Genomic DNA, 21,300 nt, shown 5'->3' on the forward strand with positions numbered 1-21,300 from the left:
AATGATGACGGGATTAGTTTTTCTCGCAGACAGCCTCGACATAGCCAATAGGCATATTAACGCAAGCGCATCCCAGCATATTCAGCCGGACGGCAATCTTGCTTTTGCCATCGACATTGACCAGTTCACCAACCAGCCCGGTCAGAGGTCCTTTCACAACACGGACCTTCTCACCACGTGCCAAAGGAGAGCTGTTCATACAAATAGCTTCCTCGGAATAGTCGAGCATGAAACGGAAACGAGCCATCTGCTCATCTGGAATCACCGCCGGAGAGCTCTCACCACGCATCACCATATAACGGCTCACTGTAGAAAAACCCAGAACTTCTTTGCGTTCTTTCGGATTTACGTGCACAAACACCATCATTGGAAGAAGGACAGACTCAACTACCTTGCGCCGGTCACTCCACTGATGAATTTCTTGTTGGACAGGGACGAAATTCTCGATCCCCATTTTGTCTAAACGTTCGGCTACCTTCTTCTCGTGGTGCATACGAACCAGAGCAACATACCAGCGTTTAGAGTGTGCTACGCCTTCCCCTGTCCCATCGCTAGGCCCAGCACTAAGTGATTTTGGTTTTGTTAAAATCATGTTTTTTTACCCCATGTTATTCCGTTACTTCTTAGGTAACGGACAATACACACACAAGGCGCGCGTCTCTATAAAAATGGAAATCACATATAGGAATAGGGCACAAGAAAGGAACTGCCTAATACTCAACAGGAAAAATCCAGAGATTAGGCAATAAAAAGTTTAGAACATGAAAATAAAGTTATTTCATGTTCGGATAGTTTTTTTCCTATATTTCAGATAAAACGAAAAAAAGTGGAAGAATATTTGCTTACTATTTATGTTTTTGTCTATCTTTGCGTCAAATTTAAGTTCCGTTACCTAAGAAGTAACACACATACTTTAGTTCTGAATACTAATACTTTGCACTTTTTGCCCTGTCTACACAACAGTTTTTAATGTAAGATAAATTCCCTTTATTTACCTCTGTACGTTCTTTAAGTCCAAAGCCTTTCAAATAGATTTGTGTGGTTTTTATAGATTTATGGCCCAATGATTCACTAATCATTTCAATAGGTACTCCCCGATACTTCGCTGTCGTTGCCCAAGAATGGCGAAGTGTATAGGAAGTGACTGGAGATTGCAAATGCAAGGCTCTTGCCAAGTCCTTCAAACAATTATTGAATTGGCGAAGAGCGGACTGATATTCCCGGTACCCTCTTTCATCCAGACGTTTTTGATCGCCGCTAAGGATGTCAAACAGATAATCCGGACAATCGGGTTGTGCATCTTCCCTATTGCGAAGCTGGTTAATCATTTCTCTGGCTGTATCAAGCACTTCCACACTCATCGGGGTTTTAGTTTTGATACGGTTGTATCGCAACACATTCTGTTCCAAAGCTGATTTCTCCAGGTGAGCCAGATCAGCGAACGACATTCCACAAAACTGGAACATCAGGGCAGCAATAGCCTGTGTACGACGCAAACGCTCCGACTTGGGGTCCTCATACAGAAGCTTATGCAATTCGACAGCAGGCAGGGCCTTCTTCTGGCGAACATCGACACCGGTATAAACATCATGAAACAGTCGCGGCACATAAGGCGCAATGCCCGCTTCTACTCCCCGGTTATAAATACTACGAAGCATACGCATATACGTAGAGATCGTGTTGGGTTTCAAGCCACACTCGTAAAGATACTGCCCGTAGCGTCGTAAACTTTCCCGGGTGACTTGTCTGAACGACACATTGAGCGTGCCGCAAAACTTGCTGAAAGAGAAGAGGGCATTCTTGTAGACATGCGCCGTAGAATAGCGTCCCTCCTTTCGCAAACGGCCGATGTAGAACTCTGCACATCGGCTAAATCCATTTTTGTTCCTCATTACATCACTAGTTATTTTATATATTTCAAAAAAGTCATCCGCCTTTGCCCATCATGAGGATGAAACAAAGTCGGATGACCTTCATTTTGTACGCTATTATCTTATACGTATGTTTCCAGCAATTTCACACTTCCTCCTTCGGGAGTGATAGTGACATCTTGCGTGGTAGCAGGCAACAGGATAGATTCTCCTGCACTAACAGTCAGTTCATTACCTTCATTGTCTCTCATTGTACATGATCCTTCCATACAGATAAAGATCACGAATGAATCGAGTTCGGAATAGTCACAACTGATTTCTTCAGTCATATCATACAGAGAAGTCGTGAAGTAGGTGCAGGCAACCAGTTCTACCGGTTCGTCCTTCAGTGGTTCGTATTTAGTACGATAGTCATCCAACACTTCGTAGTTGATGGCTTCACGGGCTAAATCGGTGTGAAGTTCGCGGGTTTTACCATTCGCATCTTTACGGTTGAAATCGTAGATACGATAAGTTATATCAGAAGTTTGCTGAATCTCGGCGATGAAAGAACCTGCCCCGATGCTGTGCACACGTCCGGCAGGAAGGAAGAATACATCACCCGGATGAATTTCATATTCCTGCAATACGTCGGTAATCGTATTGTTCAACACGCGTTCTTTATATTCTTTCGGGGTAATCTGTTCAGAGAATCCTGAACGCAATTTAGCTCCTTTGTCGGCATCTACCACATACCACATCTCGGTTTTTCCCATCGAATTGTGGCGTTTCTTCGCCAACTCATCTGTTGGGTGTACCTGGATTGACAAATCCTGTTTGGCGTCGATGAACTTAATGAGCAGTGGGAATTTATTGCCGAAACGGGCATAATTCGCTTCACCAACCAGTTCCTCACGATACTTTCTTACCATATCGGCCAAGGTTAAACCTTTATCCGGGCCATTAGCCACTACGGATTCATTGTTCTCAACACCGGAAATCTCCCAGCTTTCTCCTACTCCTTTCAAGTCTGAATTCAAATGCTTGAACGGAATAATTTTGTCGCCCCCCCAAAGCGTCTGCTTCAGAATAGGTTCGAATTTTAATGGATACATTTTTGTTTTTCTTGTTATAAACTTAGATTAAATTCGCTCGGATTGTTACAATCCGGGAACAAACATACAAAAAATAGTTCAGTTTTTAAGAAAAGGAGGATGAAAATTCATTTAAGAAATCATCTTTTGTCCTTGCATCCAAAGAAGATGAAGTAATAAAGCTAAACTTTCCTAAAGCACCTGTCATATTTAGTCGGAATAATTTGTGAGTAAGAAAGAATTTCCCTTTATTTGCAGGAAATTTTTAATAATACCAGACATGAATAACACATTCCCAACAGAAGGGAATCTATCAGGGCTCAGCCGGAAAGATTTCCAAAAGGATATAAATGATAAGAAAACTGATTTATTTATCCTCAAAAACACAAAGGGAATGGAAGTAGCTGTAACCAATTACGGATGCGCCATTCTTTCTATCATGGTACCGGACAAAAACGGTAAGTATGCTAATGTAATCCTCGGACACGACAGCATCGACCACGTCATCAACAGCCCGGAACCTTTCCTAAGCACTACTATCGGACGCTACGGTAACCGTATCGCAAAAGGAAAATTCACCTTGTTCGGCGAAGAACATGAACTCACGATTAACAACGGACCTAACTCTCTGCATGGTGGACCTACCGGTTTCCACGCCCGTGTTTGGGATGCTGTCCAGATTGATGAGAGCACAGTGCAATTCAACTATGTTTCTGCTGACGGCGAAGAGGGATTCCCCGGCAATCTGGAAGTGGAAATGACTTACCGCCTGGAAAATGAAGTAAATGCACTGACTATCGAATACCGCGCTACCACCGACAAAGCTACAGTCGTTAACTTGACTAACCACGGTTTCTTCAACCTCGCCGGTATTTCCAACCCTACTCCTACCGTTAACAACCACATCGTTACGATCAACGCTGATTTCTATACGCCTATCGACGAAGTTTCTATCCCTACCGGTGAAATTGCCAAAGTAGAGGGTACTCCGATGGATTTCCGTGCTCCACACACTGTAGGCGAACGTATCGACGACAAATTCCAGCAACTGATTTTCGGTGCAGGATATGACCACTGTTATGTACTGAACAAGATGGAAAGCGGTTCGCTCGACCTGGCTGCCACTTGCAAGGACCCGGAAAGCGGACGTATCATGGAAGTATATACCACCGAAGCGGGTGTACAACTCTATACGGGCAACTGGCTCAACGGATTTGAAGGTGCACACGGAGCTACATTCCCTGCCAGAAGCGCTATCTGCTTTGAAGCACAGTGTTTTCCGGATACTCCGAACAAACCTCATTTCCCATCGGCTACCTTGCTGCCGGGTGATGAATACCAACAGATCACTGTCTACAAATTTACGGTAGAAGAATAAGATTTGAAAAATAACTAACCTAATTTTATAAACTAACATTTTTTTTGAACCATGACACAAGAAAAAAAGAACGGTAATCTCGTCGCAATTATCACGATGTTCTTCATCTTTGCGATGATCTCTTTCGTAACAAACCTCGCTGCTCCATTCGGAACAATCTGGAGAAATGAATATGCGGGTTCGAACACTTTAGGTATGATGGGAAATATGATGAACTTCCTGGCTTACCTGTTTATGGGAATTCCTGCCGGTAACATGCTCGTTAAGATCGGTTACAAGAAGACTGCTTTGATTGCAATGGCAGTAGGTTTCCTCGGTTTGTTCACACAGTATCTTTCCAGCTTATTCGGAGCAGGTGCTGAAGTATTCGCATTCGGTGAGTATGTTATCAAATTAAACTTTGTAATCTATCTGCTTGGTGCATTTATCTGCGGTTTCTGCGTTTGTATGCTTAACACAGTGGTAAACCCGATGTTGAACCTTCTCGGTGGCGGTGGTAACAAAGGTAACCAGTTGATTCAGACTGGTGGAGCTCTTAATTCTTTGTCTGGTACATTGACTCCGCTTTTCGTAGGTGCTTTGATCGGTACTGTTACTTCAAGTACTGCTATGTCTGACGTTGCTCCTCTGCTCTTCGTTGCTATGGGTGTATTCGTTGCTGCATTTATCGTTATCTCATTTGTTGCTATTCCTGAACCACACCTTCAGAAAGGTGGAGTGAAGAAAGAAAAATTCTCTCACAGTCCATGGAGCTTCCGTCACACTTTACTGGGTGTAATCGGTATCTTTATTTATGTAGGTATTGAAATTGGTATCCCGGGTACACTGAACTTCTATCTTGCCGATTCAAGCGATAAAGGTGCCGGTATCATGATGAACGGTGCTGCTATCGGTGGTGCTATCGCTGCTATCTATTGGTTGCTGATGCTTGTGGGACGTACTGCAAGTAGTGCTATCAGTGGTAAGGTTTCCAGCCGTGCACAGTTGATCGCTGTTTCTGCTACTGCTATCATTTTCGTATTGATCGCTATCTTCACTCCGAAAGATGTAACGGTTTCAATGCCGGGTTACACTGTAGGCGAAGGCTTTATGATGGCACAGGTTCCTATAAGTGCCTTGTTCCTTGTACTTTGCGGTCTTTGTACTTCTGTAATGTGGGGTGGTATCTTCAACCTTGCAGTAGAAGGCTTAGGAAAATATACAGCACAGGCTTCCGGAATCTTTATGATGATGGTTGTTGGTGGTGGTGTATTGCCGTTGATCCAACAAAGCATCTCTGACTCTGTAGGTTATATGGCTAGCTACTGGTTGATTATCGCTGCTCTGGCTTACCTGTTGTTCTACGGTTTGGTAGGTTGCAAGAATGTAAATAAGGATATTCCTGTGGAATAATCACATAGAATAGAATTCAATTTATTCACCTTTAAAATATAAATATCATGGATACAGAATACGTAAGAAGTCGATTCATTAAACACTTTGACGGAACTACTGGATTTTTATATGCTTCTCCGGGCCGTATCAACCTGATCGGTGAACACACTGACTACAACGGTGGATTCGTTTTTCCGGGAGCGGTAGACAAAGGGATGATTGCTGAAATCAAACCTAACGGTACTGACAAAGTAAAGGCTTACTCTATCGACTTGAAGGATTATGTAGAATTTGGTTTGAATGAAGAAGATGCTCCACGCGCCAGCTGGGCAAGATATATTTTCGGTGTATGCCGTGAAATGATTAAACGTGGCGTTGATGTGAAGGGATTCAATACTGCTTTCGCAGGTGATGTACCTCTGGGTGCAGGTATGTCTTCTTCTGCTGCTTTGGAAAGTACGTATGCTTTCGCACTGAACGAACTGTTCGGTGAAAACAAAATAGATAAATTTGAATTGGCTAAAGTTGGCCAGGCTACAGAACATAACTATTGTGGTGTGAACTGCGGTATTATGGACCAGTTTGCTTCCGTATTCGGTAAAGCAGGTAGTTTGATCCGTCTGGATTGCCGTTCACTGGAGTATCAGTATTTCCCATTCCATCCGGAAGGTTATCGTCTGGTTCTGATGGATTCAGTTGTGAAACACGAATTGGCTTCTTCTGCTTATAACAAGCGTCGCCAAAGCTGTGAAGCTGCTGTTGCCGCTATCCAGAAAAAACATCCGCACGTAGAATTCCTGCGCGACTGTACAATGGCTATGCTAGAAGAAGCGAAAGCTGATATCAGCGCTGAAGACTATATGCGTGCAGAATATGTAATCGAAGAAATCCAACGTGTACTCGATGTTTGCGAGGCATTGGAAAAGGATGATTACGAAACTGTAGGTAAGAAGATGTACGAAACTCATCACGGCATGAGCAAGTTGTACGAAGTAAGCTGCGAAGAACTCGACTTCCTGAATGACTGCGCTAAAGAGTACGGTGTAACCGGTTCACGCGTTATGGGTGGCGGCTTCGGTGGTTGTACTATCAACCTTGTTAAGGATGAGTTGTACGATAACTTCGTTGAAAAAACAAAAGCTGCTTTCAAAGCTAAATTCGGCAGAAGCCCGAAAGTGTATGACGTAGTAATCGGCGACGGTTCTCGTAGAATTGAATAAGAATTTATTCGAAATTAAATAAGTAAGAAGGGCGGCTTCCATCACGGGAGCCGCCCTTACTTTTACAATTAACAAAAATCTAAAATCTATTACCTATTGATTTAACTAACCCTATTCGTTTTGATTCTTCTTATTGTACACCCTCTGTCGTCATCTGAATCCGTTTCATCGTACCATCTTCATTATAGTACAAACGGTCGATGCAAACAGCGCGGCGGAAACTACCACCTGCCGTATTAATGCTTCCATTGTGGTAAATGAAGTACCAATCTCCTTTGAATTCGATGATAGCCTGATGATTGGTATTGGAATTACCCGCCAGTTCGTTCAGGATACCTTTATATTCCCAAGGTCCCTCGATACTACGGCTCATAGCATAGCAGATCTTCTCGGGAAATTCGGAAGCGTAAGAGAGGTAATACCAGTCTCCACGTTTGTGTATCCATGGAGCTTCCGTATAACGGGGCAGCTTGATGGGGATAATCGGACCATCCAGCTCAATCATGTTCTTTTTCAGTTTAGCGTAGTAACACTGGGTATTTCCCCAACAGAGATATGCCTGTCCGTCATCATCAATGAAAACCGTCGGGTCAATGTCATCCCACCGGATTTTAGTGTATTCGGTTGTCATATCATTGGTAATCAATGCTGATCCGCGAGCATCCACAAAAGGACCTGCCGGAGAATCCGAAACAGCTACGCCAATTGATTTGCCGGGAATCGTACCATGTTCTACCGTTACATACCAGTAGAATTTACCGTCTCGTTCGATTACCTGGCTTGCCCACGCTTCTCCTTTCGCCCAACTGAAATCTTTTGCTTTCAAGGGAACGGGATGCTCCGTCCATGTTTTCATATCAGGAGAGGAAAACACACACCATTCATTCAGCAGGTAGTGTTCTTTGGGAGGAGGACATTCATCGTGTCCGGCATAGATATATACTTTACCATTATGCACCATAGCAGCAGGATCACCCGTATATTTGTATCTAATGATGGGGTTACCGTTAGCAATGAAAGTGGTGTCATTTTGCGCTGACAGCCCGGAAAAGACTGTCAGTGCAAATGAGTAAACAATGAATCTAATCTTAGTTATCATTTCTTCTTGAATTTATAAACCGCAAAGGTGGTAGGTTCCAATTCGGTAACAAACACATTACCCTCAATCGATACCGGAGTTTCCTGCGGAGTGATGGCGGAAGGTTGTTCAAGCGTGTTATCCTTGTCAAGCTCAAGAGAACGAAGTTTGATGCAACGGCCGTCGGAAAGTACATCCTGTTTTTTCAGACCTTCAAAGTTCAATGAAATCGGTTGGGCTGTGGCGGAAGTATTAGCCACCTTAACAATCAGTTCATTCTTATCCTTGTCATAGACTGCGCTGGCAAAGAGTCCGTTTTGCCCTTCAGCTCCCGTTACATTTTTCTTGTTCATGGTAAGCGGAAGTACGTTGGTTCCTTTGTTTTGTGCAAACAACTGCTGTACATAATAGCTTGTAGTACGCACGGAATTCAAGTTATCAAACCAAATCATATCCGGACGCCATTGCCATCCCTCTACGTGAGCAAAAAGAGGAGCATAAGTAGCCATGTGTACGACATCGGCATTGCGTTCCAGCCCTGTCATGAAGGCAGCTTCGAGCAGAGCGGCATGGTAATGATTCCATTTTTTACCTTTTCCGTGGCAGGCATATTCTCCGGCAAAGACTTTCGGGCCTTTACGGTCATAGTTGTCATAGCGTGCACCTTGTGCCAAGAACCAACTTTCGGGACGATAGAAATGTTCGTCAACCAGATCGGCTTTCAGACGTTTCATTTCAGGCCACAGATAATCAAATTCTTTACCTTCGGAATTCGGACCGGAGCTACCTACAATCTTCATATCGGGATAGGCCTTACGAATCGCTTTGATGAATGGATCGAGACGTTCAGGGTATTCTTTACCCCATTGTTCGTTACCGATACCAATGAATTTCAGGTTAAACGGAGCCGGATGTCCCATATCTGCACGCACTTTTCCCCAAGTCGTATTGACGTCTCCATTGGCAAATTCAATCAGGTCGAGTGCATCCTGAATATAGCTATCCAGATCACAGACTGCCACATGTGCTTTCGGATCGTTGTTCTGATATTGGCAGGAAAGACCGCAGTTCAGAATCGGAAGAGGTTCGGCACCCATTTCTTCGGACAACAGGAAGTATTCGTAGAATCCTAATCCGTAGCTTTGGTAGTAATCGGGGAAGAAACGGTGGGTAAAAGTATACTGCCAACGATTCTCGTTCAAAGGACGGTTTTCTACGGGACCTACTGATTTTTTCCAGTCGTAACGGGTATCGAGATCAGTGCCCTCTACAATACAACCACCGGGGAAGCGGAAGACTCCGGGATGAATATCCGCCAATGCTTGTGCCAGGTCTTTGCGGAGACCGTTTTCATGTCCTTTCCAGGTATCAACCGGGAAAAGGGATACGTGTTCCAGGTCTACGGTTCCTTTGGAAGTAAGGAAAATACGAAGTACGGATTTTGGTTGGGTAATGCCGGGCTTCAGGATGACCTGATACTTTTTCCATTCTTTGGAGTCAATCGTAAGATTCTCCGAGGCAAATGCCTGATGCTCGCCCATGGACTTGGTATCTACCAATTCGATGCGTAATGTTTCTTTCGCGCTTCCTTGTGGCAAACGTGCCCAGACAGAAAAGCGATACTCCTCTCCTTTCTTGACGCCAATACCGAAAAAGCCTTCGTTATCCAGGCCGGTATGTTTGTGTCCGTGTCCCGGATCGGAAAGACGTACATAATGCGGATTACGTTCAAAAGGTCCGTCGTCCATCAGTGTCACTTTGCCATAAGTATTCCATCCCATCAGGTGCTGGGGGAACTCGAATGAGCGGTTCTTTACCAGTTCTGCATATAATCCGCCATCGGCAGCATAATTGATGTCCTCAAAAAAGAGTCCGTACATGGTAGGTTGGATTTCTGCTCCCAACTTCTTCGTCTGAATCACCAGCTCGTTGGTTTGTGCATGAAGTGCCATACCTGTAGATAAGGCCAATACGGCCAATAAATTCGTGTATTTTCTCATGGTTTTCAATATAAAATTATATATGATTATTTAATTCTTTTTCCCCAGACAGAACATCCCCGGCTATCGAGTCCGGTAAAGAGAATGGTTTCCGTTTCATTCTCCCAATCGTGTCCTGCAAAGATAATCAGATTCTCTATTTTCTCCGAATCTGATTTTATCATTAATAGATGCTTTTCAGTCAAAAAAGACCAATTTCCATTCATTGGTACAATTTTCCATCTGTCATCTGTGATCTCTCCCGTACAAGTTCCGTCCTTAGCCAACTTGATTCGGGTGGAAAGATTCCACTCACCGTCTTTCAATTTGCCTTCTCCCCACAGAATTTGACCGGCCTCCAGCTGACGTTCATACTTAGGCTCCTGCACCCGAATCATCTCCCACTCTCCTACCAAATCGACTTCGGTGAATTTACGCGAAGGAGTTCCTGTATATCTTTCGGGAGAAACAACCGGCCATCCGTCCGGTGTAAAGAACAACTGGCGGACGTGTAATACCATCAGTTGATTTTGCGGAGAAAGACGTCCCTGATGTGCCATGAAATAGTTTCCCTGTCCGTCGGTGAATACTCCGCAATGAGCAGTGCCCGCCCAACCGGGATGATTCTCAAAGCGATAGGGAGCAGTCAGTATCGGGAAGTTGTTCGTGGTGTCCTTTTCGGCTTTGCCGAAATAGTCGGTAAACGGTCCCTGGGCAGCATCAGAACGGCTGACACGTACATTATAAGTAGTCATCAACGGGTCGTATGAAGTGAAGAGATAATACTTTTTCAAGTTGGGGTTATAGATGATTTCTGGTGCTTCCAGATTGTCTTTCCGATAGTTGGCACGGCGGGCTACCAGATGTCCCAAGTCGCCTTCATTGAGAGCTAGTCCTGTTTCCGGATTCAGTTCCACGCAGTAGAGTCCACCAAAGAAAGAACCGTAGTGCATCCACCATTTTCCGGTGATTTCATCGGCTATCACACTGGGGTCGATGGCATTCATGACGATAGAATCATTGGTTTTGACGATACTTCCTATTTGTGTCCAAGGACCTTCGGGGGAGTTGGATTCAGCAAGTCCGATATACGAAGTCTTGCGTCCGAAAGCGGAGACACAATAGTAGAGACGGTATTTGTCTTTGTAGGGAATGATATAAGGGGCCCAGATATTGGTTGCTCCTTTTCCATCGGCATGTGTCTGCACCCACTGCACAGCTTCTTCCGGAATTTCGGGAAATGCCCATCCCAGAAACTCCCAGTGTACAAGGTCTTTGGAGCGACGCATCTGAATGTACCCCAAGGGCACACCCTTTTCTTCGGCTTCCTTTCGGTTTTCGCCGAAGATGGCGTCGGTAGAATACATATAGTAATAGTCGCCCAGCTTTCGGCAGGACGGGTCGTGCACGTTGTATGTTCCCCATTGGCGGTAATCTTCCATCTTGGCTACTGACAAATAATTATCATCCCAAGGATTCGCGGATGGGGTCGGGCTAAACACGGCAGAAGTACAGCTTGTCAACAAGCTACCAGCTACAAAAAAAAGGGGCATAAACAAGTTTGTCATAACATTAGTGATTAGTTTGTCAATCATGCCACAAAAATACGCCCCGTTTCCCCCATTGAAGGTGGACATACGAACATGATTGGTGGATAATCCGCTAACCTGCTAAAAAGAAGCCCTCTTCCGCTTTTGCGATTTGAGATTATCTTTTAACTTTGCTACTATTAATACGTACAAATATGAAAAGACACCTACTCACACTCCTTATTATATATAGCGTTTTGTTTTTTGCCGGATGGAAGAGCGTGCATGCACAGGAACGATTCGCAGATCGATACAACATCACTTACGTGACAATGAACGAGGGATTGCCTCATAATTTCATCGACGATTTATATAAAGACAGCCGTGGATTCTTGTGGATTTCCACTGCCGGCGGCGGAGTGTCACGCTACGATGGTTATGAGTTTGTGAATTACAATCCAAACACTCCCAATTGCAAATTAAAGAGTAATTTTATTATCAATGTATGTGAAGATTCAGCTCAACGTCTTTGGATGGTGTCTGAAGGAGGAACGGATATCATTGACCTAACTACCTTGAAACCGACCGTACCGAGGGATGCCAAAGGGGTCTTGAAAAACATATTGAATCAACCGGCTGTACACGTCATGAAAGATTCGAAAGGTTGTATCTGGCTACATTGTGCCAATAAACTCAATCGTATTGTTTTTAATGAAAAAGGAGATGTAGAAACGGTCTCCACTCTCGACCTCGTTGTCCTGAACGGGCCGAATATTGCTCTTCAAGATATTGACGAAGACGGTAAAATTTGGGCAGGAATCAATGGTGAAATACTTAAAGTGGATTGGGACTCACAGGGAAAACTGACAACTACCCCAATCGCCGAATGTCTAAAATTCGAGCCTGGAACTTATATTTCCGATTTTCTTATGAAGGAAAACGAGGTATGGATTTCCACCGACCGGGGACTGTTCCGATATAATAAAAGCGGGAACATCGTCAAACGGTATGAACACGACCCTAACAACCCACGTTCGCTTTCGCAAAATTACTTGACCGACCTGTCTATAACCAATGACAAACAATTGATTATTGCCACCTTGCGCGGTGTAAACATCTATAATCCAATGACGGACGACTTTGAGTGTATCGCATCCGGTGACTTTCAAAATGGAAGTTCCAATCTGCTAAACAGTAATTTTATCAATTGTATACTGTCTGAGGAAGATCATATCTGGTTCGGAACCGAAACCGGTGGTATTAATATGCTAAGTCCACGACGGTTGTCGATACGGAATTATCTACACAACAAGGAAAATCCGTCGAGTTTGTCTTACAATCCGGTGAATGCCATTTACGAAGACAAGTACGGCACTTTATGGGTAGGAACTGTGGAAGGCGGGCTGAACCAGAAAGAGCATGGAAGTGAAAAGTTTACACATTTCACCCGTGACCATGGTGGACTAAGCCATAATTCCGTCAGCGCGTTAACAGCCGATCCGGACGATCATCTCTGGATAGGAACCTGGGGTGGAGGCATCAACCTTCTCGACCTGAAAGCTCCCCAAGAAGTGCTGAAGGTCATTTCTTCTCAGACAAGTAGCGGATTTCCAATTGACTTTGTCGGTTCGTTGACATACGACCCTATTAATAAAGGTATATGGATTGGTGCCAATCAAGGGCTTTACTTTTACGAACCGGAAACCGGAACAATCAGTGCTCCTTTGGCAGACAAAGTGGCGGAGAATATTCATGGCTGCATCGGTTCTATTATTGATAAAGAAGGGAAGCTTTGGATTGGATGTCTGGAAGGGGTATATATCATCGACCTTCATTCCCGTTCGGCCGCAGGAGAATTCGAATACAGGCATTTAAACTACAAGCTGAACGATCCCAACTCTCGTCTGATTGAAAAAATCACCTGTTTTTTTGAGACAAAGGACGGCACACTCTGGCTGGGAAGTAGCGGATATGGCATTTACAAACGGACTACCAACGAGCAGGGAAAGGAAATATTTGTATCTTACAGCACTCCTCAAGGATTGCCTAACAGTAGTGTGCGTGGAATATTAGAAGATGGCAACGGGTATCTGTGGATTGGCACAAACAATGGTCTTTCCTGCTATCATCCGGAAGAGAATCGGTTTATCAATTATACTTTGCAGGATGGACTGATTAACACCCAGTTTTACTGGAACGCTTCTTGCCGTTCGACACAAGGTTTACTTTATTTCGGCAGTGTTGGCGGACTGGTAGCTATCGAGAATAATCGTCCGACCATTTCTCTTCCTGCCGCCAAGGTACGTTTCACACGCCTACGGATCGGCAATGAGGAGATATTGCCGGGAAGCGAATATTTGCCGGAAGACATTGCTATCACTACGGAGCTACGTCTGCACGAGAAGGAGAAATCGTTTTCACTGGAGTTTTCAGCGCTCAATTTTAAGCCAAGTAATACGGCAATTTACAGTTACCGGTTGCTCGGATTTGATGATAAATGGATGCAAGTGTCCGGCAACCGCCGTTTTGCCAGTTATACCAATTTGCCTCCGGGCGACTATACACTGCAAGTGAAATATACTCCCGACAGAGAAAATGAAGGAGAAAATGTGACTGAACTGAAAATTACAATTGTTCCATACTTTTACAAAAAAGTTTGGTTCATTCTACTGATTATCATCCTCGCGCTAGTAAGCGTATGGCAATTCTACCAATGGAGAATCCGCACGCTGAAACGACAGAAGGAATATCTGCATCGCACGGTGGAAGAACGCACACACGAGCTGGAACAGCAGAAGCATCTGCTGGAAAATCAGACGGAAGAACTTTCACGCCAGAACCAGATGCTGACCCAGCAGAATGAGAAGATTACGAAACAAAAAGCGCAGTTGATCCGAATGTCGCATAAAGTACAGGAGCTTACGCTTGATAAGATCTCGTTTTTTACCAATATCACACATGAATTCCGTACGCCGATTACGTTGATTATCGGGCCTATCGAGCGGGCATTGAAGTTGAGTTATAATCCGCAGGTGATCGAACAACTTCATTTCGTTGAGCGCAATTCGAAGTATCTGTTGTCATTGGTCAATCAGTTGATGGACTTCCGCAAAGTAGAATCCGGCAAGCTGGAGATTGTCAAAACACGGGGAAATTTTCTGAAATTCATTGATTCGCTAATCACTCCTTTCGAGGTGTTTGCGGGAGAAAGGAATATCGTACTGAAAAGGTATTACAGGATGGAAACACCGGAGATTCTGTATGATGAGGAAGCAATGCGTAAAGTGGTGACTAATCTATTGAGTAATGCTATTAAATTTACGCCGAATGGAGGTACTGTTTCCCTGTATATATCTTCCTTATCATCTGGTGAGGGTGGAAAAGAATCTTTGTATATATGTGTCTGCGATACCGGACCGGGCATTCCGGAAGAGGATCTGAACCGGATATTCAATCGTTTTTACCAGTCGCAGAATCAGGTAAAATATCCGGTGTACGGACAGGCGGGAACCGGTATAGGTCTTTACCTCTGCAAACGAATCGTGCAGATGCACGGTGGGGAAATCAAGGTACGCAACAACCGCCTTTCAGGCTGTTCGTTCCGTCTTCTCCTCCCCTTGCAACGGGAAGAAGAAAAGGATGACAAGCTGATAATCATTAATTCTAACGATTCTTCGATTAATGCTACGCCAACTTCCCAAACTCCTAAAGAGAAAGAGGCTTTGACGATTCTAGTGGTGGAAGACAATGTGGATATGCGGGGATATATCCGTTCCATCCTCCGTGAACAATATAATGTACTGGAAGCGGCGGATGGAGAAGAGGCGTTGCATATTCTAAACAGCAATCCGGTGGATTTTATCATCAGCGACTTAATGATGCCGGTGATGGACGGTGTCGAACTTTCCCGTCGGGTGAAAGATACTTTCGCCATTTCACACATTCCTTTCCTGATGCTAACTGCCAAGACTTCACAAGAGGCCCGTTTGGAAAGTTATCGTATGGGAGTAGATGAATATTTATTGAAACCTTTTGATGAAACATTGCTATTGACACGCATTCAGAACATCTTGGAAAACCGAAAACGCTATCAGCGCAAATTCACGCTCGACATGGATGTGGATGTGCTGAATATGGAGGAAGAATCGGGTGATAAGAAGTTTATGAATCAGATAATGGAAGTAATCAAAGAGAATTATAAGAATTCTTATTTTGAAGTCAGTGATTTCAGTGAAGCTGTAGGAGTGAGCAAAAGTTTGCTGAATAAGAAACTGCAAAGCCTCATCGGACAATCAGCCGGACAGTTTATCCGAAATTACCGATTGAATATAGCACGCGAACTGATTCTGAAGAATCGGGAAACGAAAAATATGAATATTGCAGAAATAGCTTATGAAGTAGGATTCAACGATCCTAAATACTTCACCAGGTGCTTCACCAAATATTTTAATACGACCCCGAGTTCACTGCTTAATAAGGAAGAATAGTTTTACCTAAAAACAATAATCTCACATAATAAGTTGTATTTTTTACACCTAAAACCTTTTATCCACCTCTAAAACACGTTTGTCCACCCTCATTTACAATCAATGCCATACTTTTGTCATGCAATCGGTGCTCAATCCTTTGGGAGAGCACCATGCATTTAAAGTTTAATCTAATATTAATATTATGAAGAATGACAAGAAAATGGCTGTCGTATCGTGCATAGCTTCGGCTAAATCCAACCTTCCCCCTATTGCACAACAATTTAATCTATCAAATTAACAACCTTAATACTTTTAAAAATGAGGAAACATTTATTTTTTTCCGTAATGCTTAGTATGTGTACCTTTGGCGGCATGGCGGTGTATCCTACACCTGCAATGGCTACCGTGGCACAATCTCCGACTATCAAGGTTCGTGGTCAAGTTATCGACGAACAAGGTGAACCCATGCCAGGGGCTACCATCAAGATTAAAGGTGGACAAGGCGGAACCGTTACCGACTTAGACGGAAACTTCCAACTGGAGGTTCCTGGAAACGCTACCCTTTTGATTAGCTATGTGGGCTTCAAGGAACGTGAAGTGGCTGTTCGCAACCGCGCCATTATTGAAGACATCCAGTTGCAAGCCGATAATAAGATGCTTGAGCAAGTGGTTGTCGTAGGCTACGGTACACAAAAGAAATCCGACTTAACCGGTTCTGTTGCCGTGGTAGATGCGGAAGCCTTGAAACAGACATCAAACTCCAACATCTCCACCATGCTCGAAGGTAAGGTTTCCGGTGTACAGATCACCTCTGACGGACAACCCGGAGCCGATCCTACCGTTCGCATCCGTGGCGTCGGGTCTTTCGGAGACACCTCTCCTCTTTACGTTATCGACGGCGTTCCCATGGGAACTTCCATCCGCGATTTCTCTTCAAACGATATTGAAACCATCCAAGTGCTGAAGGATGCTTCGGCTGCTGCCATCTATGGTTCGCGCGCTGCCAATGGTGTGATTATCATCACCACCAAACGCGGACAAAAAGACCAACCACTGAAAGTGGATTACAATGGTTACTTCGGTGTGGATAATATTCCTAAAGGTGTCTATGATGTAATGAATGCTGACCAGTACAGCCAATACCTCGGTCAGACGGCCGCAAACTCCAACACTCCGTTGCCAACGGGATATAAACTTGACAGCGAAACCGGAAAATACCATTTCCAAGATGACACCAACACCAACTGGTTTGACGAAGTATTCAAAGCGGGTATCCGTCAAAACCACAATGTAAACCTCTCCGGAGGTGGCGCCCATAACACCTATAATATATCATTAGACTATTTCAACCAAAAAGGAACTCTCGAAGGTGCCGGCCCTAACTATGAACGTTACACGGCGCGTGTCAACAACACCATGGAGACCAAATTCATAAAGTTCCAGACCAGTCTTGTTTACTCTCACTCCGACCAAGACAATATGGGCTTGTCGAATGCTTCCGAATACGTTCAAGGTCTGTATGGCGACGTAACCAACGTGCTGCGCGGCACCTTGATGATGCAGCCCACCATCAAGGCATACGATTCTTCTACATGGGTACTTGATAACTTAGTGGGAATCGCCAACAACTTTAATTATGACGCTTACGGCTATGGTGTATACTACGATACCGTGCATGGTGACATCTCCGCTTCCAACCCATTGCTGGTAAATAACCTGCTGCAACGCAACACCCGCGTAGATCGTTTCGTAGGAACCGGATCTGCCGACATGGATATCCTCAAGATGATTGGCGTTGATAACAAAAATCATAAGCTCAACTATAAAGTTAACCTCTCTTACAGCAAAACCCATTGCAAGGACTTTACTTGGATTCCCGCATGGGTGCAGAGTAACCGTGTGTACTTGTCCAAAAGCAACGAACGACTCACCAAGGGGTCGCGCGACTATTCGGATGCTTTGATAGAGAACGTGATTACTTACGATGGCACGATAGGCAAGCACCACATCAACGTATTGGCAGGCCAGACTTACGAAGAAGAAGACACCGACCTGCTGACCGGATGGGGAATCAACTTCACCGAACCGTATTTCCTACAGCTCCAGAATGCTTCCGACACGTATTCTGAAAGCTACGAATACAAACATTCCATCCTTTCTTACATCGGTCGTATTAATTACAATTACGATGACAGATACTTATTCTCGGCAACAGTGCGCCGGGATGGCAGCTCGCGCCTGACCAGAAATATCCGTTGGGGAACTTTCCCCTCCGTCTCTGTGGGTTGGCGCTTCGACAAGGAAAAATTCTTCCCCTTCGACCAGAATGTCGTAAACCTGTTCAAGGTTCGTGCCAGCTATGGTGAACTCGGTAACGAGAATATCGGTGAGTATATGTATCAGGCTGTCATGTCGCGCAACAATATGACTTACAATTTCAACGGTAACGTAGTGACCGGTTCTGCCGTTTCCACTTTCGTGGACAATAACTTGGCATGGGAGAAAAAGAAAACCTACAACGTGGGTATCGACCTCGCCTTGTTCAACAATCGCTTAGAGTTCACAGCCGAATGGTACAAGAACACCAGCGAAGACCTGCTGTATGCTGTCCCTGTTCCCGAACAAGCCGGTGTGTCCAATACCACCGTTACGATGAATGCTGCCTCGATGAACAACTCCGGTTTTGAGTTCTCGGCTACCTACCGTAACCGCGATCGTGACTTCAAGTATGAACTTTCGGCCAACCTAAGCACGTTGCGCAACCGTGTGACTTCGTTAGGCTTTGGTACCGACTCTTACATCTCCGGAGCATATATTACCAATGTAGGTCAAGAAATAGGTCAGTTCTACGGCTGGGCTTATGAGGGTATTGCCCGCACACAGGAAGACCTGGACAACCACGCCACTCAAGAGGGTGCCCAGATTGGCGACTGCCTCTATAAAGACATAAGCGGACCGGACGGTAAACCCGACGGTAAAGTAGACGCCAACGACCAAGTGGTGCTAGGCAGCGGTATGCCTAAGATTCATTTCGGTCTCAATGCCCGTTTTGAGTACAAGCGCTTCGACCTAAGCATTGCTACCTTCGGTGCGCTGAACTATCACGTCAGCGACGACATCTACAACTCGCTTAACTCTTGCTACGGCTGGGGAAACAAAGAGGTGGGTATGCTTGATGCCAACCGCTTTAGCGAAGACGGTAGCACTTATCTTTCCAACGTGCCACGCACTTATGTCACCAACAGCGCCAGCTTGGGTTGGAACGACCTCTTCAGTTCACGCAAGATTCAGAACGCAGCCTACTGGAAGATTGCCAATGTAGAATTGGGCTACAATTTCCCTAACGAGTGGTTCGGAAAATATGTATCAGATGTACGTTTCTACGTGTCAGCACAGAATCTCCACACATTCACCGGGTATCACGGTTATAATGTAGACTATGCGGGAGGAACTTTCACTCCGGGATACAACTTCTGTTCTTATCCTACTGCACGCACTTTCATGTGTGGCGTTCATTTTACATTTTAATCGTTACTATCTAGTACCTAAATACTAAAAACATATTTTATGAAACTATATAAATATTCACTTATTCTCATTTTGGGATTTAGCACGCTGGTTTCTTGCAGTGACAAAATGGATCTGTTGAATCCCAACCAGCAAACCTCAAGTACTTTCGGCTTTAATGCCGATGATTTGGAGGAAAGCGTGATTGCCGCCTACAACCATATCCGTATGGAGGGTTCCTATGCTCGTGTAGGCTACACCATCGACGTGTGCCGTGGCGATGAAGCCTGGAACTCTTCACAAGTGTGGTACATGCCTTTCGATGACCTTAACGCAGAAGTTACCTCGGACATCACGTGGTGGCCTTGGCGGGAATGGTACTACACCATCAACGTGTGCAACTTCGCCATTTCTCGTTGCGGTGAGGACAACAGCCAACTTTCTAATAAAATGAAACGTATCAAAGGACAAGTGCTTTTCTTGCGCGGCCTGTCGTACTACAACTTGGTTGGTTATTATCAGAATCCGCCCCTCATCACAGATTATGCCACCTATTCTTCGTTAGACGGACTGTATACCACCAACAGCACTTACGATAACGTGCTCGATCAGGTGGAAAAAGATTTCCACGAGGCGATGGAATTGCTTCCTTCCCGTGATGAAGGCGGCGAATGGGCTGGTGGACGTGCCACCTGCGGCGCTGCGGCAGGCTATTATGCCCGCGCACTCATGATGCGCCAAAAATACAGCGATGCACTCACGGTGCTGAAAGACATCATTGGCAAGAAATACGGCACCTATCGGCTAATGTCCAACTATGGCGATAACTTCCGCGAAGGTTCGGCATACGAGAACAATGCGGAAAGCCTCTTCGAAGTGCAGTATCTTGACTATGGAGCGCAAGGCACCGACGACGAGTGGACTCCGGTAAATACAAGTCCCAATGCCACACAAGGATCGGCTATTGAGAGCAACTTTGGTCCCGGTAACTATGGCGGTTGGGCCGACATCTCGGCTTCGCCCTGGCTCTATCAACTCTTCAAAAGTGAACGTACTATCAATGGCAAACTCGACCCCAGACTCTATTGGACCATCGGAACCTACGAAAACGACTGGGCGGATTTTGAGTATGGTAATGTAGCTTATACGCACAAACTTACAGCCACCGACAATATTGTAACCAACAACACTTACGGTGGTCTGCCGATTGCCAAATTCACGAATCTCCGTACCGGTCTGTACAGCACCATCGTTACAGGCTTGCACGATGGCATCAACCTGCGCCTGATGCGCTATTCAGATGTGCTGCTCCGCGCTGCCGAGTGCGAGAATGAAGTCAATGGTCCTACACAGCAGGCTATCGACTGGATTAACGAAGTGCGCAATCGCGCTGATTTGTCCGACTTAGACCTTTCCGACTTCGACACGACTGACCAACTCTTTGAGCAGATTGCCAACATAGAGCGTCCCAAAGAGTTCGGCTGCGAATTCGGTCGAGGTTTCGACCTCATCCGCTGGGGCTTCTTCTACGACAGCAGCCGCTTGAAACAGCTCAAGGAACACGGTACGGTACGCCGCTCTACAGTGGGAGTAAAGAATCCTGTGAACTACAGCGATGTAACAAACGATCCTGAACTGAAGAGCACTTTCGATACCTACATATCGGGACACGAATTCCTGCCCATTGTGCAGCAGTTGATGAACAACAACCCCAATCTGAAAGGCAACTCCGCCAACTATAGTACAGATAATTCCACTTACTTCCGGGAAAGCGGATGTAAAGTGCGTCCGGTTGTAAATTTAAGCAAGTAAATAAACTTAG

The 21,300-nt window shown here is 45.0% G+C and carries 12 protein-coding genes; 6 read left to right on the forward strand and 6 right to left on the reverse strand.

Features of this window, described 5'->3' with window-relative positions:
- Nucleotides 1–13 precede the first annotated feature (13 nt).
- The 3 genes from KSX81_RS26940 to KSX81_RS26950 all read right to left on the reverse strand — a co-directional run bounded on the left by KSX81_RS26940 (nt 14) and on the right by KSX81_RS26950 (nt 2,965).
- Nucleotides 14–592: a UpxY family transcription antiterminator gene (locus KSX81_RS26940; protein ID WP_004307291.1), complete on the reverse strand. Its 579-nt coding sequence runs from the start codon at nt 590–592 to the stop codon at nt 14–16.
- A 334-nt stretch (nt 593–926) separates the two neighbouring features.
- Nucleotides 927–1,892, reverse strand: a complete 966-nt coding sequence (locus KSX81_RS26945; protein ID WP_217725686.1) for a tyrosine-type recombinase/integrase — start codon at nt 1,890–1,892, stop codon at nt 927–929.
- 101 nt (nt 1,893–1,993) lie between these two features.
- On the reverse strand, nt 1,994–2,965 hold the full coding sequence (locus KSX81_RS26950) for a type I phosphomannose isomerase catalytic subunit (RefSeq protein WP_004309166.1): 972 nt from the start codon (nt 2,963–2,965) through the stop codon (nt 1,994–1,996).
- A gap of 259 nt (nt 2,966–3,224) precedes the next feature.
- Between KSX81_RS26950 and KSX81_RS26955 the strand changes: the two genes are divergently transcribed.
- Genes KSX81_RS26955 through galK form a run of 3 tightly spaced genes read left to right on the forward strand, consistent with a single transcriptional unit; the run spans nt 3,225 to nt 6,916 of the window.
- Nucleotides 3,225–4,322 (forward strand): aldose epimerase family protein, encoded by a 1,098-nt coding sequence (locus KSX81_RS26955; protein ID WP_004307294.1) that lies wholly within the window; start codon nt 3,225–3,227, stop codon nt 4,320–4,322.
- A gap of 51 nt (nt 4,323–4,373) precedes the next feature.
- Nucleotides 4,374–5,714, forward strand: coding sequence for an MFS transporter (locus KSX81_RS26960; RefSeq protein WP_008644046.1), 1,341 nt, complete (start codon nt 4,374–4,376; stop codon nt 5,712–5,714).
- 47 nt (nt 5,715–5,761) lie between these two features.
- Entirely contained in the window at nt 5,762–6,916 is a 1,155-nt protein-coding gene (gene galK, locus KSX81_RS26965; protein ID WP_008774868.1) for a galactokinase, read from the forward strand.
- Between the two features lie 130 nt (nt 6,917–7,046).
- On the opposite strand, the gene KSX81_RS26970 is transcribed toward galK, so the two are convergent.
- The 3 genes from KSX81_RS26970 to KSX81_RS26980 are packed head-to-tail and all read right to left on the reverse strand — an operon-like array spanning nt 7,047 to nt 11,568.
- On the reverse strand, nt 7,047–8,015 hold the full coding sequence (locus KSX81_RS26970) for a glycoside hydrolase family 43 protein (protein WP_195355295.1): 969 nt from the start codon (nt 8,013–8,015) through the stop codon (nt 7,047–7,049).
- Nucleotides 8,012–9,994, reverse strand: coding sequence for an alpha-L-arabinofuranosidase C-terminal domain-containing protein (locus tag KSX81_RS26975; RefSeq protein WP_149939484.1), 1,983 nt, complete (start codon nt 9,992–9,994; stop codon nt 8,012–8,014). Before KSX81_RS26975 ends, KSX81_RS26970 begins: the two co-directional genes overlap by 4 nt.
- Before the next feature lie 26 nt (nt 9,995–10,020).
- Nucleotides 10,021–11,568, reverse strand: coding sequence for an arabinan endo-1,5-alpha-L-arabinosidase (locus KSX81_RS26980; RefSeq protein ID WP_032853552.1), 1,548 nt, complete (start codon nt 11,566–11,568; stop codon nt 10,021–10,023).
- A 149-nt stretch (nt 11,569–11,717) separates the two neighbouring features.
- Here KSX81_RS26980 and KSX81_RS26985 point away from each other — a divergent pair, with 149 nt between their 5' ends.
- From KSX81_RS26985 to KSX81_RS26995, 3 genes are all read left to right on the forward strand, one after another.
- Nucleotides 11,718–15,989 (forward strand): two-component regulator propeller domain-containing protein, encoded by a 4,272-nt coding sequence (locus tag KSX81_RS26985; RefSeq protein ID WP_128131545.1) that lies wholly within the window; start codon nt 11,718–11,720, stop codon nt 15,987–15,989.
- A 300-nt stretch (nt 15,990–16,289) separates the two neighbouring features.
- Nucleotides 16,290–19,499 (forward strand): SusC/RagA family TonB-linked outer membrane protein, encoded by a 3,210-nt coding sequence (locus tag KSX81_RS26990; RefSeq protein ID WP_149939482.1) that lies wholly within the window; start codon nt 16,290–16,292, stop codon nt 19,497–19,499.
- Between the two features lie 39 nt (nt 19,500–19,538).
- Nucleotides 19,539–21,290, forward strand: coding sequence for a RagB/SusD family nutrient uptake outer membrane protein (locus tag KSX81_RS26995; protein WP_008999169.1), 1,752 nt, complete (start codon nt 19,539–19,541; stop codon nt 21,288–21,290).
- Nucleotides 21,291–21,300 lie beyond the last annotated feature (10 nt).

The organism is Bacteroides sp. MSK.18.37, from assembly GCF_019129155.2.
In the GTDB taxonomy this organism is placed as follows: Bacteria; Bacteroidota; Bacteroidia; order Bacteroidales; family Bacteroidaceae; genus Bacteroides; species Bacteroides ovatus.